We start from the raw sequence: 14817 nt of genomic DNA, 5'->3' as shown, positions 1-14817 counted from the left end.
CCGCCGGCGCAAGCACGGATGCGCGCCGGCAGTTCTTCTCATGTCGAGGGGGGAGACGTGTGCGGTGCGGCTTCGGCCGCGCCGCACACGGGGGCTGGGTAGCCTTGGACCCATGCTCGTCCGCGTCCGCCTCTTCGCCCAGCTGCGCGAGCGCGCCGGGCGCCGCGAGATCGAGCTCGACCTGCCCGACGACGCGCGGGTGGCCGATGCCCTGGACGCCGTCGGCGATCTGGCCGCCGGCCTGCCGCTCGTGATGGCCGTCAACCGCGAGTACGTCCGCGCGGACCATCCACTCTCGGCCTCGGACGAGCTCGCCCTCGTCCCACCCGTGTCCGGCGGCGCCGCGCCGCAGGCCGCGGGCGGCACCTGGGCGCGCGTCACCGAGGAGCCGCTGTCGGTCGACGCGCTGCTCGAACGCGTCCGCGACCCGCGTGCCGGCGCGGTCGTCACCTTCTCGGGCACGACCCGCGACGTCGCACACCTCGACTACGAGGCCTACGCGGAGATGGCCCTGCCGGAGCTCGAGCGCATCGTCGAGGCCGCGGTCGCCGAGCACGGCCTGTGTGCGGGCGCCGCCGAGCACCGCATCGGGCGCGTGCCGCTGGCCGAGGCCTCCGTGATCGTCGCGGCGTCCGCGCCGCACCGGGCCGAGGCGTTCGCCGGCGCCCGGGCGATGATCGACACGATCAAGGCGCAGCTGCCGATCTGGAAGCGCGAAGAGGGCGAGTGGGTCGAGGGATCGACCCCGTCACCCGGCTGAGATTCGGGCGCCCTAACATGAGCGGTCGCCATGGGCAAGCCGCTGAAGCCGAAGAAGAAGTGCTGCAAGAGCAAGCCGCGTTGCAAACGCTGCCCGGTGCGGCTCAAAAAGCTTGCTGCAAAGTCGAGCGCGTAGAGTCTCCGGGCATGGCCACGTGCGTCGTCACCGGTGGCGCGGGCTTTCTCGGGTCGCATCTGTGCGATGAACTGCTGGCTCGCGGCCACCGCGTCATCTGCGTCGACAACCTCGAGACGGGCTCGCTGGCGAACATCGAGCACATCCGCAAGCCCGAGTTCGTCCACCTCAACGTCGACATCACCGACCCCTACTTCGTGGAGGAGCCGGTCGACGTCGTCTACCACCTCGCGTCGCCGGCGTCGCCGATCGACTACCTGCGGCTGCCGCTGCACACGCTGAAGGTCGGCTCGTACGGCACGCATCACACGCTCGGCCTGGCCAAGCTGCACCGCGCGCGCTTCCTGCTGGCCTCGACGAGCGAGGTCTACGGCGATCCGCAGGTCCACCCCCAGCCCGAGTCCTACTGGGGCCACGTGAACCCGATCGGCCCGCGCGGCGTCTACGACGAGGCCAAGCGCTACGCCGAGGCGCTGACGATGGCCTACCACCGCCAGCAGGGCGTGGACACCTCGATCGTGCGGATCTTCAACTCCTACGGCTCGCGGATGCGCCCCCACGACGGCCGCGCGATCCCGACGTTCCTGCGCCAGGCCCTGCAGGACCGCCCGCTGACCGTCTTCGGCGACGGCAGCCAGACCCGGAGCTTCTGCTACGTCAGCGACCTGATCCGGGGCATCATCGCGCTGGCCGAGTCCGACTATCACTACCCGGTGAACATCGGCAATCCCGACGAGTACACCCTGATGGAGCTGGCGAACGCGGTGATCGAGGTCACCGGCTCGAAGTCCGAGGTCGTCCACGAGGCGCTGCCCACGGACGATCCGAAGGTTCGTCAGCCCGATACGAGCCTGGCCAAGCAGGTGCTGGGCTGGGAGCCCGAGGTCGGCCTGCGCGAAGGACTGCGCCGGACGATCGACGAAGCGGGTGTCGAGACGCTCGTCGGCACCGGCGCGCACTGACCTACCTCACAACTTCGCCGAAGCTGCGCCGTTGCAGCGGATTGGAGAAATGGCCCAGGACACAGCGCAAGCCGGATCGCAGGAGCGGTCGGAGAACGACGGCGGGAACATCCCGTACGTCCGCATGTCGACCTACGCCCCGCCCGGTGTCGACATGCGCCGCAAGCGCCCGCCGGCGCTGTCCTTCCTCCTGCGCCTGGAGACGCTGCGGCGCACCGCGCGCATCCTGTCGCTCATGGGCCTCGACCTCGTCGCGGTCTTCCTGGCGATCTTCACCGCGCTGGCGCTCAAGGCGGCGGTCCGCGGCGGCCTCGACACCCACGCGGTGTTCCAGCAGACGAAGGACATCGTCTCCTTCGCATACCTGCTCACGGTGCTGCTGTTCGCGCGATCCGCGCTCTACGCCGACCGGGCGGAGCGCCCCGGCCTCACGCGGATCGTCGCCTGCCTGTTCCAGGTCACGCTCGTCGCGCTGATCTACGCGCTCGTCAGCGGCAAGGACTTCTCCAGCTACTACATCTTCTACGGCTCGCTGTTCTTCGGCGTGCTGTACGTCTCGAGCTTCCGCTTCGGCTACGAGTGGCTGACCGGCGCGCTGCTGCGCGCGGCCGGCTATCAGCGGCGCGCCGTGCTCGTCGGCTCGGGCAGCCACATCGAAGACGTCGCGCACGCGCTCGACGACGGCGGGCACGCGCAGATCAACGTCGTCGGGTTCGTCTCGCTGAGCCCGCGGCCGGACAACGGCCTGCGGTCGCTCGGGCGCTTCGAGGACCTGCCGGAGATCATGCGGGGCAACCGCATCGACGAGGTGATCATCGCCGACCCGGACTTCCCCGAGGACCGGGCGGTCGACCTGGTCGACCGCTGTCACGCGATGGGCGTGCGGGTGCGCATCGCCCCGTCGACGATGGAGATCCTCGTGCATCGCGCCGAGTTCGTCCCGGGGCAGTCGGTGCCGCTGTTCGAGCTCAAGCCGCCGGTCTTCGAGGGCTTCGACTACCTGCTCAAGCGGACGTTCGACCTGGTCGGCGCCTCGCTGCTGCTGTTCTTCTTCAGCCCGGTCCTGATCGCCAGCGCCGCGGCGGTCCGGATCACCTCGCGCGGGCCGGTGCTCTACCACTCGATGCGGCCGGGCATCGGCGGCAGCCCGTTCGCCTGCTTCAAGTTCCGCACGATGTACCACGGCGCCGACCGCCAGCAGGCCGAGCTCGAGGCGCTCAACGAGGCCGGCGGGGCGATCTTCAAGATCCGCGACGACCCGCGCGTGACGCCGGTGGGCCGGCTGCTGCGCCGGTACTCGATCGACGAGCTGCCGCAGCTGATGAACGTCCTGCGCGGCGAGATGTCGCTCGTCGGGCCGCGGCCGCTCCCGCAGCGCGACTTCGACCGCCTCGAGGACTGGCACAAGAAGCGCTACCTGGTCCTGCCCGGCATCACCGGGCTCTGGCAGGTCTCGGGCCGCTCGGATCTCGACTTCGACGACCTCGTCCGGCTCGACTTCCTCTACCTCGAGCGCTGGTCGGTCTTCCTGGACTTCACGATCCTGCTGAAGACCCTTCCGGCGGTCATCTCGCGCCGCGGCGCGTTCTGACCGCGCCCACGCGGGTAGACCGCGTCTCGTGTCGCACAACACCATCGTCATCGAGGCGTCCGCCGAGCGCGTGTTCGCGGTCCTCTCCGACGCGTTCGCCTACGGGCAGTGGGTCGTCGGCTCCGAGACGATCCTGGACGCCGATCCGGAGTTCCCGGCGACCGGGAGCCGGTTCCGCCACCGGGTCGGCAGCGGCCCCGTCAAGGTCCGCGACTACACCGAGGTGGTCGACGGCAACCCGCCGTACCGCCTCGAGCTGCTCGCGCGGGCGCGGCCGCTGCTCGGCAGCGCGCACGTGACGATGCTCGTCGAGCCCCGCGGGGAGGCGAGCGCGTTCGTGACGATGATCGAGCACGCCGCGACGCTGCCGAGCCGGCTGGTCCTCAACCCGCTCAGCGACCCGCTCGTGCACCTGCGCAACGCCGAGTCGCTGCGCCGGCTCAAGCGGCTCGCCGAACATGGCGAGGCCGCCACCGCTACGGGGCCCGCCAGCGCCGCAGCCGCCGGTCGCTGAGCAGGGCGCGCGCGGCGCCCCGGCCGCTGACGCCCTGGACCGCGCCGCCGGGATGGGTCGAGGCGCCCGCGACGTAGAGGCCGCGCAGCGGCGTGCGGTAGCGGGAGAGCCCGGGGGCCGGGCGGAAGATCAGCTGCTGGTCGAGCTCGTAGCTGCCGCCGCCGAGATCGCCGCCGACGAGGCTCGGGTTGTCGCGCTCCGTCGCCGCCGGCGACCGCACCGCGCGCGCGAGGAGGACGTCGCGCAGGCCGGGGGCGAAGCGCTCGAGCTGGGCCTCGATGCGGTCGGCGACGTCCTCGTCGGTCACGTCGTAGCGGCTGGGGACGTGGGCGTAGACGTAGAGCGTGTGCTGCCCGGCCGGCGCGCGGCGGTCGTCGTGCAGCGACTGCTGGCCGACGACGAGCGCGGGGCGCTGCGGGACGACGCCGCGCTGCGCGTCCTGGGCGGAGCGCGCGAGCTCCTCAAGCTCCCCGGCGACGTGCACGACGCCGGACTCGCGCGCCTCCGGCGCGGTCCACGGCGCCGGGGCGGAGAGGGCGTAGTCGATCTTGAACGCGCCGGTGCCGTAGCGCCAGTGCGCGAGGCGCCGCTGCAGGCGGCCGGGGAGCGCCCCCGGCGGCAGGAGCCGGGCGAGGGGCAGCGCGCTGATCGTGCTGAGGACGGCGTCGGCCCTGATGCGCTCGCCGGTGGCGAGCCGGGCGCCGGCCGCCCGGCCGCGTTCGACGAGGACGCCCTCGACGGCTGCGTCGCAGCGGATCTGCGCGCCGGCGCCCGTCGCGCGGCGCACGAGCGCGTCGACCAGCCGGCCGGTGCCGCCCCGGACGAGCGGCCACCCGTGACGCTGGCCGACGAGCTGCAGCAGGAAGCCGAACGCGCCGCTGATCGTCGTGTCGGGCGGCAGGCCGCTGTGCTGGGCGGACGCCGCCAGCCAGGCCGTGGCGCGCCGGTCGCCCTCGAAGAGCTCGAGGCCGAGCGCCTCGGCGGACATGATCATCCGGCGCCCCCAGGTGATGCCGTCGGTGCGCAGGGCGGCGGCCAGGCGGGCGGTGCAGGCCACCGGCGGCAGCGGCGACAGCACGGTGCCGGCGAGCGTGTCCGCGAGCGGGAGCAGCTGGTCCATCGCCTCGCGCCAGTGCCGCCCCGACGGGCCGAGCGAGGCGATCGTCGCCTCCACGTCGGTGTGCAGCGCGATCGAGGTGCCGTCGGGGAACGGGTGGGCGATCGCGACGTGCGGCGTGACGAGGTCGACGTCGCCGAGGATCTCGAGCTCGCGGATCGCCGGCGAGACGACCGTCATCGGCAGGAAGCCGGCGTGGAGGTCGTGGACGAAGCCGGGGAGGGTGCACTCGGCCGAGCGCGTCGCGCCGCCCGGCGCGGCCGCGTGCTCGAGCACCGTGACGTCGAGCCCGGCTGAGGCGAGATGGATGGCGGCGACCAGGCCCTGGTGGCCGGCGCCGATGACGAGGACCGAGGTCACGGTAGGTTGGGGCTACCCGCGCGCCGACCGGCGCAGCACCCGCCGGTCGTCGGGCAGGCGCAGCGTCACCCGCGCGGCGTCGAGGTGCTCGAGCAGCGCCTGGGCGTAGCGGCGCGACGTGCCGAGCTCGTCGCGCAGGCGGGCGAGTGTCAGGCCGCCCTCGGCGTCGATGATCGCGACGGCGCGCTCGCGGACCGCGTCGAGCGCCTCCGGATGCGCGTACATCGAGCGGCCGACGCGGACCGCGCGGCCGGCGGCGCGCAGTGCGGGCAGCTCGACGGCGAGGTCGCCGAGCTCGGCCTCGCTGGGCGGCTCGTGGCCGGCCTCGCGCAGGCGCTGCTCGAGCGCGAGGGCCGCGGTGGTCAGCGGCGGGGGCCCGGCCGCCACGGGCTCGGCGTCCGGTTCGGGTCCGGGTTCGGCGACCGGCTCGCCGGCGCGCGCTCGCCGCAGCCGGGCGACGACGTCGGCGCCGGCGCCGTGGCGCCGTGCGCCCGGCTCCACGACGATCCCGCCGCCGAGGGTGTCGGGCGGCGAGCTGGCCCGGATGACGAGCCGGTCGCCGGCGCGCGCCAGCAGCGGCGCCCGGGCCCGGATCTGCCAGAGGTCCTCGCCGAGCGCGACGATCCGCGCGGGGGACTCGCGCGTGCCGTGGTGGACGTGGACGCGGCCGCCCGGGGGCACGACGCGCAGGTCGAGCGCCGCGTCGATGATCCAGGCCGCCGCGATCCCGGCGCCGGGGGTGGCGAGCACGTCGCCGCGGGCGACGGCGTCGCGGTCGACGCCCGTCAGGTTGACGGCAACCCGCTGCCCGGCGGCGGCGCGCTCGACGGCCCGGTCGTGGACCTGGAGGCCGCGGATCCGGGCCCGGCGCCCGGACGGCAGCAGGTCGACCGTCTCGCCGGACCCGAGCTCGCCGGACCACAGCGTGCCCGTGACGACCGTGCCGGCCCCGCGCACGCTGAACGAGCGGTCGACGTGGAGCACCGCCGGACCGGCGCGCTGCGCACGGCTCGGGGCCTGCGCGGCCGCGGCGTCGAGCGCGGCGCGCAGCTCGTCGAGCCCCGCGCCGGTGCGGGCCGAGCAGGCGACGGCGCGCAGGCCTGCGCCGGTGAGCGCCCGGGCCTCCTCGGCGGCGGGCGCCGGATCCGCGACGTCGGCCTTCGTGATCGCGACCACGCCGCGCTCGACGCCGAGCGCCTGCAGCACGGTCCAGTGCTCACGCGTCTGCGGCATCACGCCGTCGTCGGCGGCGACGGTGAGCAGGAAGAGGTCGACGCCCGTCGCGCCGGCGACCATCGTGCGCACGAACCGCTCATGGCCCGGGACGTCGACGACGGACAGCCGGCGCCCGCTGGGCAGGTCGAGGCGCGCGTAGCCCAGCTCGATCGAGATGCCGCGCTCGCGCTCGGCGGGCAGGCGATCGGTGTCGCGGCCGGTGAGCGCCCGGACGAGCGCGGTCTTGCCGTGATCGATGTGGCCGCCGGTGCCGAGGGTCAGCGGCCCGCTGGCGCCGCTCACGGTCGCCGCGCCGCGCGGACCGCGGCGATCGCCGCGTCGAGCTCGTCGTCGGCGAGCGTGCGCGGGTCGAGGATCACCCGGCCCGCGCGGATGCGGCCGACGACGGGCGGGTCGCCGCCGCGCAGCGCGGCGGCGAGGGCGTCGGCCCCGCCCGGCCCCGGGTCGAGCGCGACGGCCGGCCCGTCGAGCTCGAGCAGCGGCAGCGCTCCTCCCCCGGCGCGCGCGACCGCGGTGCCGAGCTCGCCGCCGACGCCCTCGGCGAGGCGTCGAGCGCGCCGCTCCAGGACCTCCGGCGGTGCGTCGAGCATCGCGAGGACCGGGACCTCGCGGCGGGCGAGCTCGGGGTCGCGGTACAGCTGCAGGGTCGCCTCGAGCGCCGCGAGGGAGAGCTTGTCGATGCGCAGCGCGCGGGCGAGCGGGTGGCGCGCGCAGCGGTCGATCGCCTCGTGGCGGCCGACGAGCAGCCCGGCCTGCGGGCCGCCGAGGAGCTTGTCGGCGGAGAACGCCACGAGATCGGCGCCGGCGCGCACCGAGCGGCGCACCGGGGGTTCGCCGGCCAGCTGCGGCAGATCCTCGGCGAGGGCGCCGGAGCCGACGTCGTCGATGACCGCCACGCCCAGGTTGCAGAGCTCCTCGATGGCGGCCTCCTCGACGAAGCCGACCGTGCGGAAGTTCGACTGGTGGGCGCGCAGCACGGCGGCGGTGCGCTCGCCGATCGCGCGGCGGTAGTCGTCGACGCGGGTGCGGTTCGTCGTGCCCACCTCGACGAGCCGGGCGCCGGCCTGCGCGACGACCTCGGGGATCCGGAACGAGCCGCCGATCTCGATGAGCTGGCCGCGCGACACGATCACCTCGCGGTCCGGCCCGGCCAGCGCGGCGACCGCGAGGAGCGTCGCCGCGGCGCAGTTGTTGACCGCCAGCGCCGCCTCCGCGCCGGTGAGCTCGCGCAGCAGCGCGGCGACGTGGTCCTGGCGGGAGCCGCGCCGGCCGTCGGCCAGGTCGAGCTCGAGGTTGCTGTACCCCGCGGCGACGTCCGCGACCGCCGCCTGCGCCGCCGTGCTCAGAGGCGCGCGGCCGAGGTTCGTGTGCACGACGACGCCGGTCGCGTTGAGCACCCTGCGCAGCGACGGCCGCAGGCGCCGCCGGGCCGCCGCGACGAGGTCGTCCTGCGGCGGGGCGCCGCCGTCGTGCAGCGCGGCCCGGCGCTCGGCGAGCTCGGCGCGGGCCACCGCGGTCGCCAGCCGGTCGACCGAGGGCAGAGCCCGGCGGGGGTCGGCGTCGTGTGCGTCGCTCACGGCGCCGCCATGGTCGCAGGTCGGCGGCGGCCCGCCTCTCGGCGGACGTGGATGGGGCGATCCCCGCGCTGGGGTTGACGCCGACCATCCGGAACATGGAGGATCGCTCCGGAGGCCACGGACGGTGACCTCGGACAGAACGCTCCCCGGGGGTTTGTGCGCATGAAGGCGCTGAAGGTCCTGCTGCTGTCGTCGCTGCTCGTCCTCGCCGTTTCCGCCACGGCGGCCGCGGAGTCGGTGTCCGGGCCTGACGGCAAGATCGATTCGAGCCTGCGCCGGCTCGCCGTCGCGAACGCGCGCGGGCAGAGCATCGCGCCGCTCGCGGCCGACAGCCGGCTCACGCTAGACGGCGCGGAGCGGGTGCTGGTCGACGTCGCCGTCCGAGGCGACGCGAAGCCGGCCGGCGCCATGCTCGCGGCGGCCGGGATGCAGGTCACCGGCACGTCGGACGCGGCCCCGGTGGCGCTGGTCGAGGGCTGGCTTGCCGTCGGGCAGGCCGGCGCGGTGGCGCAGCTCGACGTCACGCGCGCGATCTCTCCGGTCACGGCATGGGGCACGGACGACGCCGGGCAGGAGACCGGCGAGACGGACGTCGGCGCGGTCACCTCCGCGGGCGACGCGGCGCACAACGGGCCGACCGCCCGGGCACTCGGGGCCACCGGCGCGGGCGTGAAGGTCGGCGTGATGTCTGACTCGATCAGCCACGTCGGGACGGGCGTGTCGGGCTCGAAGGCGACCGGCGATCTCCCGGCGAACGTCCAGATCCTCGACGACCACATCGGCGGCACCGACGAGGGCCGTGCCATGGCGGAGATCATCTACGACATGGCGCCCGGGATCACGGACCTGCTGTTCGCGACGGGCGGCGGGGGACCGGTCCTCAAGGCGAACAACATCACCGCGCTGGCGAACGCGGGCGTCCGCGTGATCGCCGACGACATCTTCTACCTGAGCGAGCCGTTCTTCCAGGACGGCGTGGTCGCCCAGGCGGTCGACGCGGCCAAGGCGGCGGGCGTCGGCTACTTCGCCTCCGCCGGCAACCGCGCCCGCCAGAGCTGGCAGGGCACGTACGCCGCCTCGGCCAACCAGAACAACGACTTCGGCGGCGGCGATCAGGTGCAGTCGGTGGCCAGCGTCGCCCCGGGGAGGTTCATCCAGATCGTGCTGCAGTGGGACGAGCCCTGGGGGCAGGCGCAGACCGACCTCGATGCCGGCCTGGTGGACATGGCCAACGTCAACGGCGGCTTCCTGCGCACGAGCATCGACGACAACGTCGCGACCGGCCTGCCGCGCGAGACGATCACGTGGACCAACACCACCGGGTCGGCGAAGACGGTCGGCCTCGTCATCCAGCGGTACGCCGGCGCCCGCAACCCGCTGATGAAGTGGATCGGCTTCGGGGGCACCTACGCCATCGAGCACGACACGAAGTCGGATGCGATCAACCCCGACGCGGCGTCGGCCTCGGGTTCGCTGGCGGTCGCGGCGATCGACGCCGCCGAACCCGGTCATGACGACGTGGAGAGCTTCAGCTCGCGCGGCCTCAAGACGCGGCTGTTCGACAAGGACGGCGTGCGCTTCGGCACGCCGCAGGTCCGGCAGAAGCCGCAGCTCGCGGCGGCGGACGGCGTGCAGACGACGGTGCCCGGGTTCAAGCCGTTCTACGGCACGAGCGCGGCCGCGCCGAGCGCGGCCGGCGTCGCGGCGCTCGTCATCTCCGCGCGCCCGTCGATGAACGTCGACGAGCTGCGCGCGATCATGACCAACCCGGCGAACGCGATCGACTGCAGTCTCGCCGGCAACCCCGACACCGACTGCGGCTCCGGGTTCATCCTGGCCGACAAGGCGGTCGCCCAGGCGAAGGGCGCGAGCGCAGCGCCGGCGATCACGTCGTTCACCCCGGCGAACGGGCCGACGGGCACGACGGTCACCGTGAACGGCACGAACTTCACGGGTGCGACCGCGGTGGCGTTCAACGGCAGGGCGGCGACGTTCACGGTGGCGAGCGCCACGAAGGTCACCGCCAAGGTGCCCGACGGCGCGACGACGGGCCGGATCAAGGTCACCACGCCGAAGGGCACGGCCACGAGCGCCACGGACTTCACGCCGACGCTCACGGTGACCTCGCTCGCCCCGGCGAGCGGGCCGGCCGGGACGGTCGTGACGATCGCCGGCGCCGGCTTCAACCCCGGCAGCGTCGTGAAGTTCAACGGCGTGACCGCCGCGAAGACGTTCAAGTCGGCGACGTCGCTGACGGCCACCGTGCCGGCGACCGCGACGACCGGCAAGGTGACGGTGACGAACACGACCGGCGTCGCCGGCACGGCTGCGAGCCCGGCCGCGTTCACGGTCACGGCGCCGCCGGCGCCGTCGATCACGTCGTTCACCCCGACCGGCGGTCCGGCGGGCACGGTCGTCACGATCACCGGCAGGAACCTGACCGGCGCGAGCGCGGTGACGTTCAACGCGAAGGCCGCGCCGACGTTCACCGTCGTGTCGCCGACCCAGATCAAGGCGACGGTCCCGGCGACCGCCACGACGGGCAGGATCGGCGTGCGCACCGCCGGCGGCACCGCGACGAGCCCCGGCACGTTCACCATGCTCGCCGTGACGTCGCTGACGCCGGCGTCCGGTCCGACGGGCAGCCAGGTCACGATCGCCGGCTCCGGGTTCAACGCGACCAGCGTCGTGAAGTTCAACGGCGCGAAGGCGGTGAGCACGTTCGTGTCGGCGACGTCGCTGAAGGCGACGGTCCCGGCGTCGGCGACGACCGGCAGGGTCACGGTGAGCAACCCCACCGGCGCGGTCGGGACGGCGACGAGCGCCGCGAGCTTCACGGTCACGGCGCCGCCGGTGCCGAAGATCACGACCCTGTCGCCCGGCAGCGGGCTCACCGGCGCGCAGGTGACGATCACCGGCAGCGGGTTCACGGGCGCGACCGCCGTGTCGTTCAACGGGCTGGCCGCAGGGACGTTCACCGCCGCCTCGGACACGAAGGTCACGGCGACCGTTCCCAACGGCGCGACGACCGGCAAGGTCAGGGTGGTCGCGCCCGGCGGCACCGCGACGAGCGCGACCGACTTCACCGTCCGGCTCTCGATCACGTCGTTCTCGCCGGGCCGCGGCCCGCAGAACGCGACCGTGACCGTCAACGGCGTGGGGTTCGACGCGTCCAGCCGCGTCCGGTTCAACGGCGCGGCCGCGACCACGACCCTGGTCAGCGCGACCAACCTGCGCGCCGTCGTCCCCGCGACGGCCACGACCGGGCCGATCACGGTCACGAACACCTCGTCGCCGTCCGGGACGGTGACGAGCGCGACGACGTTCACGAAGCAGTAGCGGAGCGGCGACGACGTTCACGAAGCAGTAGCGGAGCGGCGAAGGAGTCGAACCTCCCAACCGCGGGGCTGCCGCGGCTTCCCGGTTTTGAAGACCGGACGGGCCACCGGGCCCCGGCCGCTCCAGGGGCCATGTTCTACGGGCTTTTCGCTCTGGGCGGCGTTGTGGGCGAGGGACGTCTCCACGGCCCGTTCGGACAGGGACGGCGGCGGTGGGAGTGGTTAGGCGAACGGCGGCGTCTGCGCCGAGCCCGCGGTCACGCCGGTTCGGCGACGTAGATCCGGGTCGACATCTTCTGGGCCCACGCGCGGGTCGGCCGCAATCCCGGGACGCTGCGCGTCAGGCGGAAGCGCCCGGTACCGAGGAGGACGTCCTCCTCGAGCGGCGTGCGGTAGATCACGCGGACTCTGCGCGGTGCACGGTTCAGCGACGACACGATCTGGTCGACCGCTGCCGCGAAGACCGCTCCTCGGAACGGGTTGTAGAGGTAGATCACGGTGACGTCGTCCGGGATGTCGAACGTCGCGGCATCGGCGACGATGAGCTCGACGTCGCTGCGCAGGTGGTCTCGGCGCGCCCGTACGTTGGCGCGGGCGACCTCGCACAGCTCCGGCGAGACCTCGACGCCGATGACCCGCCCGAACTCGTAGCGGGCGGCCTGCAGGACGATCCGGCCCTTCCCGCAGCCGAGGTCGAGGAACACGTCCTGGGGGGTGACGTCGCGGTGGCGCAGGACCCGGCGCAGATCCAGATAGCCCGATGGCTCGTAGCGCACCCGGCCGGGGGCGTCCACCCCGCCGAGATCGGCCACGCGCGACGTCTCCGTTCCCCACCGGCGGTCCACCAGCAGCTCGCCCGACACCCGTCGCAGCGAGAGATAGGCGTCACGGGCTGTTGCCCGACCGTTCACCATCGCACCCAGGCCGTCCCTCTCCTCGTCTTGGCCCAACAACCTCGCGACCGCTCGAGAACTTGCGCTTCGCGGGCTTGTCAAGAGCGCACTCCCCCGTCCGCGGGTCCTCTCGCTCGGGGCGCAAGCGGCCAACAGCGCGGCCCGATGGACCTGGAGCTCACCGGCGCACGGGCGCTGATCACTGGGGATCTGCGCCCGGGACGCCGCGGAGGTGGAGGCGGTCGGGCGGCGCCTCGGCGGGCAGGGGACCGCCGCGCTCCGTGGCGTCGACCTCGCGGCGAGGTTCGCGGCTCGCGAAGCGATGAATTGTGTCGTGCGCGCGAGTCTGATCATCATGCTGACAGAGTTCAACGCCCGGCTTCGGAAGGGCGACAACCCGGGTGCGTGGACGTGCGTCGTGATGGACGACGCGGCGGAGCTCTTTGGCACGCGCGGCCTCGTGAAGATCCGCGGGGAGATCGACGGCGAGCCGTTCGACGGGGCACTCATGGCCCAGGGCGACGGAACGCATCGACTGCCCGTCAAGGCGAAGCTCCGCAAGGCGATCGGCAAGGAGGCGGGCGACACAGTCCACGTGCGCATCGACGAGCGGCTCGGAAAGACGAAGTGACGGCCGGCGCACGGTCCGATCGGCTGTGCTCAGGTGCCGGCTGCCGGGGCCGCGAGCTGGTGGCGGGCGCGGGCGATGAGGTCCTCACTGCGCTCGCCCGGGTTCCAGGTCACGACGGTGTGGCGTATGGCGGGCCCGCCGGTGAACTCGCCGGCGATCTCCTGCTCCACGTGCTCCGGCGACAAGGGGCCGCCCAGCGGGACGATCATCGCAAGCCGCCGCCCGCTGGCGCGGAACGCGGTTCCGCCGAGGCGGGCGGCTGCGCGCGTCAGGTTGCGCGCTGCGACCTGGATCAGGCGATCGCCGACCATGAAGCTCGCCTCGTCGTTCAGCCGCGGGAGGTCTTCGAGCTGGACGAAGGCGACGGCGAGCTCTCCGTCGTCGCCCGCAAGACGGATGGCCTCGCGGGCACTGAGCTGAAGCGCGCGGTGGTCGCCTAGCAGCGTGAGCCCGTCGGTGGAGGGGCCGCCGAAAGGCCCCAGCATCCCGGGGATCCCTCCGCCGGGATGGTAGGGCAGCACTTCGAGCACACTCTCCGCGAGGTCGTCGCTGGGGTCGCCGGCCGAGTGCCGAATCTCCTCGACAAAGAGCTGGGCGATCTCCGGATCGAACTGCGAGCCGGCGCCGTCGATGATGTCCTGGCATGCATCTTCGGCCGAACGTGAGCAGCGGAATGGGCGCTCGTGCGTCATCGCGCCGTAGGACTCCAGGACACCGAGTGCTCGTGACACGAGCGGGATGCGGTCACCGGCCAGGCCCGCGGGGTACCCGGTGCCATCGAAGCGCTCCTGATGGTGCAGGACACCGGTGGCGACCTCGCGTAGCGCCGGAACCTGGCCGATGATGTTGAAGCCGATCCGCGGATGCATCTCGACGACCTGCCGTTCCTCGTCAGTGAGCGGGCCCGGTTTGCGCAGGACGCTGTCGGGGAGCGCGAGGTAGCCGACCGCGCGCAGCAGGACGGCGCCCACGAGCACGTCGCGCTCGCGGGTGTCGAGCCCAAGGTCGGCCGCGAGATGCAGGGCATGGACGACCAGACGGGCCGACTCGCGATGCAGGAGCGGATCGAACGCACTAACCGCCTCCACGAGCGTCCGGAGCGCACCGCGGTGCGCCGACTCGAGCTGGTGATGCAGCATCCCCTGCTGCAGGGCGGCGCCCGCGTGATCCCCGAGTGCGAGTAGCACGGCATCTTCGACGTCCTCGAAGCCGCCGGGGCGGTTGGCACAAATGACGACGCCGTGGAATCGGTCGTGAAGGTAGAGCGGGATCGCGACGAGCGACTCGATTTCCCGATCTGCCGCGGTGGACTGCTCGCCATGCTTCGCCGGCGCGTCCTCGCGAAGGATCTGATCGCGCTTGAGCACTTCACGCGCGAAGCGCTGGGCGACGGCGCTGTCGCGCGGGTCATGATCAAAGCCGCGCGACAGAACGACATCGAGCTTGCCGTCGTCGTCAGCGTCCTCGTGGGAGAGCAGGATTCCGCGATCGCCTTGGGACAGCACGATGGCCGCCTCGAGCACGAGGGACCGAACGTCGTCACGTCCGCTGGAGCGACGTGGCTCTGCGGTGAGGCGGGCGATCTGCGACCGCAGCTCGCGGCTCCACTCGCGTTCTGCCTTCCACGCCCGCTGCAGGCGCGCCTCTGCGGCACGATGCCGTCCCATCGTTTCGCGGAGCCGTCGCAGCTCACCCTCGTGGCG

At 73.4% G+C, this 14817-nt stretch carries 11 protein-coding genes and 1 tRNA gene; 6 read left to right on the top strand and 6 right to left on the bottom strand.

Going from position 1 to position 14817, the window contains the following annotated elements:
* Positions 1 to 112 precede the first annotated feature (112 nt).
* The 4 genes from DSM104329_RS26525 (at position 113) to DSM104329_RS26510 (ending at position 3962) form a co-directional block, all read left to right on the top strand.
* Positions 113 to 760, top strand: coding sequence for a molybdenum cofactor biosynthesis protein (locus DSM104329_RS26525; RefSeq protein WP_259312878.1), 648 nt, complete (start codon positions 113 to 115; stop codon positions 758 to 760).
* Between the two features lie 146 nt (positions 761 to 906).
* Entirely contained in the window at positions 907 to 1857 is a 951-nt protein-coding gene (locus DSM104329_RS26520) for a UDP-glucuronic acid decarboxylase family protein (RefSeq protein ID WP_259312877.1), read from the top strand.
* A 49-nt stretch (positions 1858 to 1906) separates the two neighbouring features.
* Complete coding sequence (locus DSM104329_RS26515; protein ID WP_259312876.1) at positions 1907 to 3448, top strand: sugar transferase; 1542 nt, start codon at positions 1907 to 1909, stop codon at positions 3446 to 3448.
* A gap of 28 nt (positions 3449 to 3476) precedes the next feature.
* Complete coding sequence (locus DSM104329_RS26510) at positions 3477 to 3962, top strand: SRPBCC family protein (protein ID WP_259312875.1); 486 nt, start codon at positions 3477 to 3479, stop codon at positions 3960 to 3962.
* On the opposite strand, the gene DSM104329_RS26505 is transcribed toward DSM104329_RS26510, so the two are convergent.
* From DSM104329_RS26505 to selA, 3 genes are read right to left on the bottom strand one after another with little or no spacing between them, the layout of a single operon-like run.
* The gene (locus tag DSM104329_RS26505; RefSeq protein ID WP_259312874.1) at positions 3925 to 5439 is read right to left on the bottom strand and encodes a phytoene desaturase family protein; all 1515 of its coding nucleotides are present in this window, start codon (positions 5437 to 5439) and stop codon (positions 3925 to 3927) included. The genes DSM104329_RS26510 and DSM104329_RS26505 overlap by 38 nt on opposite strands.
* A 12-nt stretch (positions 5440 to 5451) precedes the next feature.
* Positions 5452 to 6957, bottom strand: a complete 1506-nt coding sequence (gene selB, locus DSM104329_RS26500) for a selenocysteine-specific translation elongation factor (protein WP_259312873.1) — start codon at positions 6955 to 6957, stop codon at positions 5452 to 5454.
* Positions 6954 to 8252, bottom strand: a complete 1299-nt coding sequence (selA, locus tag DSM104329_RS26495; RefSeq protein ID WP_259312872.1) for an L-seryl-tRNA(Sec) selenium transferase — start codon at positions 8250 to 8252, stop codon at positions 6954 to 6956. The genes selB and selA overlap by 4 nt, the downstream gene beginning before the upstream one ends.
* Positions 8253 to 8414: 162 nt before the next feature.
* On the opposite strand from selA, the gene DSM104329_RS26490 reads away from it, so the two are divergent.
* Positions 8415 to 11591 carry an IPT/TIG domain-containing protein gene (locus DSM104329_RS26490; protein WP_259312871.1) on the top strand — a complete coding sequence of 1059 codons (3177 nt, stop codon included), beginning with the start codon at positions 8415 to 8417 and terminating at the stop codon, positions 11589 to 11591.
* A gap of 31 nt (positions 11592 to 11622) precedes the next feature.
* Here DSM104329_RS26490 and DSM104329_RS26485 read toward each other — a convergent pair.
* Positions 11623 to 11715: transfer RNA gene (locus DSM104329_RS26485), tRNA-Sec, on the bottom strand.
* Positions 11716 to 11847: 132 nt separating this feature from the next.
* Entirely contained in the window at positions 11848 to 12453 is a 606-nt protein-coding gene (locus tag DSM104329_RS26480) for a class I SAM-dependent methyltransferase (protein ID WP_259312870.1), read from the bottom strand.
* A gap of 385 nt (positions 12454 to 12838) precedes the next feature.
* Here DSM104329_RS26480 and DSM104329_RS26475 point away from each other — a divergent pair, with 385 nt between their 5' ends.
* A complete protein-coding gene (locus DSM104329_RS26475; protein ID WP_407655951.1) occupies positions 12839 to 13114 on the top strand; it encodes a DUF1905 domain-containing protein in 276 nt (91 codons plus the stop codon).
* Positions 13115 to 13143: 29 nt separating this feature from the next.
* Here DSM104329_RS26475 and DSM104329_RS26470 read toward each other — a convergent pair whose 3' ends face one another.
* Entirely contained in the window at positions 13144 to 14781 is a 1638-nt protein-coding gene (locus DSM104329_RS26470) for a bifunctional diguanylate cyclase/phosphohydrolase (RefSeq protein ID WP_259312868.1), read from the bottom strand.
* Between the last annotated feature and the right edge of the window lie 36 nt (positions 14782 to 14817).

The organism is Capillimicrobium parvum, from assembly GCF_021172045.1.
GTDB lineage: Bacteria > Actinomycetota > Thermoleophilia > Solirubrobacterales > Solirubrobacteraceae > Capillimicrobium > Capillimicrobium parvum.
This window is presented reverse-complemented; position numbering and strand designations above follow the sequence as displayed.

Excerpts from the sequence above, each read along its gene's own strand:
- DSM104329_RS26475 (WP_407655951.1), top strand. The coding sequence starts at position 12,839 with ATGCTGACAGAGTTCAACGCCCGGCTTCGGAAGGGCGACAACCCGGGT.
- DSM104329_RS26470 (WP_259312868.1), bottom strand. The coding sequence starts at position 14,781 with ATGGGACGGCATCGTGCCGCAGAGGCGCGCCTGCAGCGGGCGTGGAAG.
- DSM104329_RS26490 (WP_259312871.1), top strand. The coding sequence starts at position 8,415 with ATGAAGGCGCTGAAGGTCCTGCTGCTGTCGTCGCTGCTCGTCCTCGCC.
- DSM104329_RS26520 (WP_259312877.1), top strand. The coding sequence starts at position 907 with ATGGCCACGTGCGTCGTCACCGGTGGCGCGGGCTTTCTCGGGTCGCAT.
- DSM104329_RS26525 (WP_259312878.1), top strand. The coding sequence starts at position 113 with ATGCTCGTCCGCGTCCGCCTCTTCGCCCAGCTGCGCGAGCGCGCCGGG.
- DSM104329_RS26515 (WP_259312876.1), top strand. The coding sequence starts at position 1,907 with ATGGCCCAGGACACAGCGCAAGCCGGATCGCAGGAGCGGTCGGAGAAC.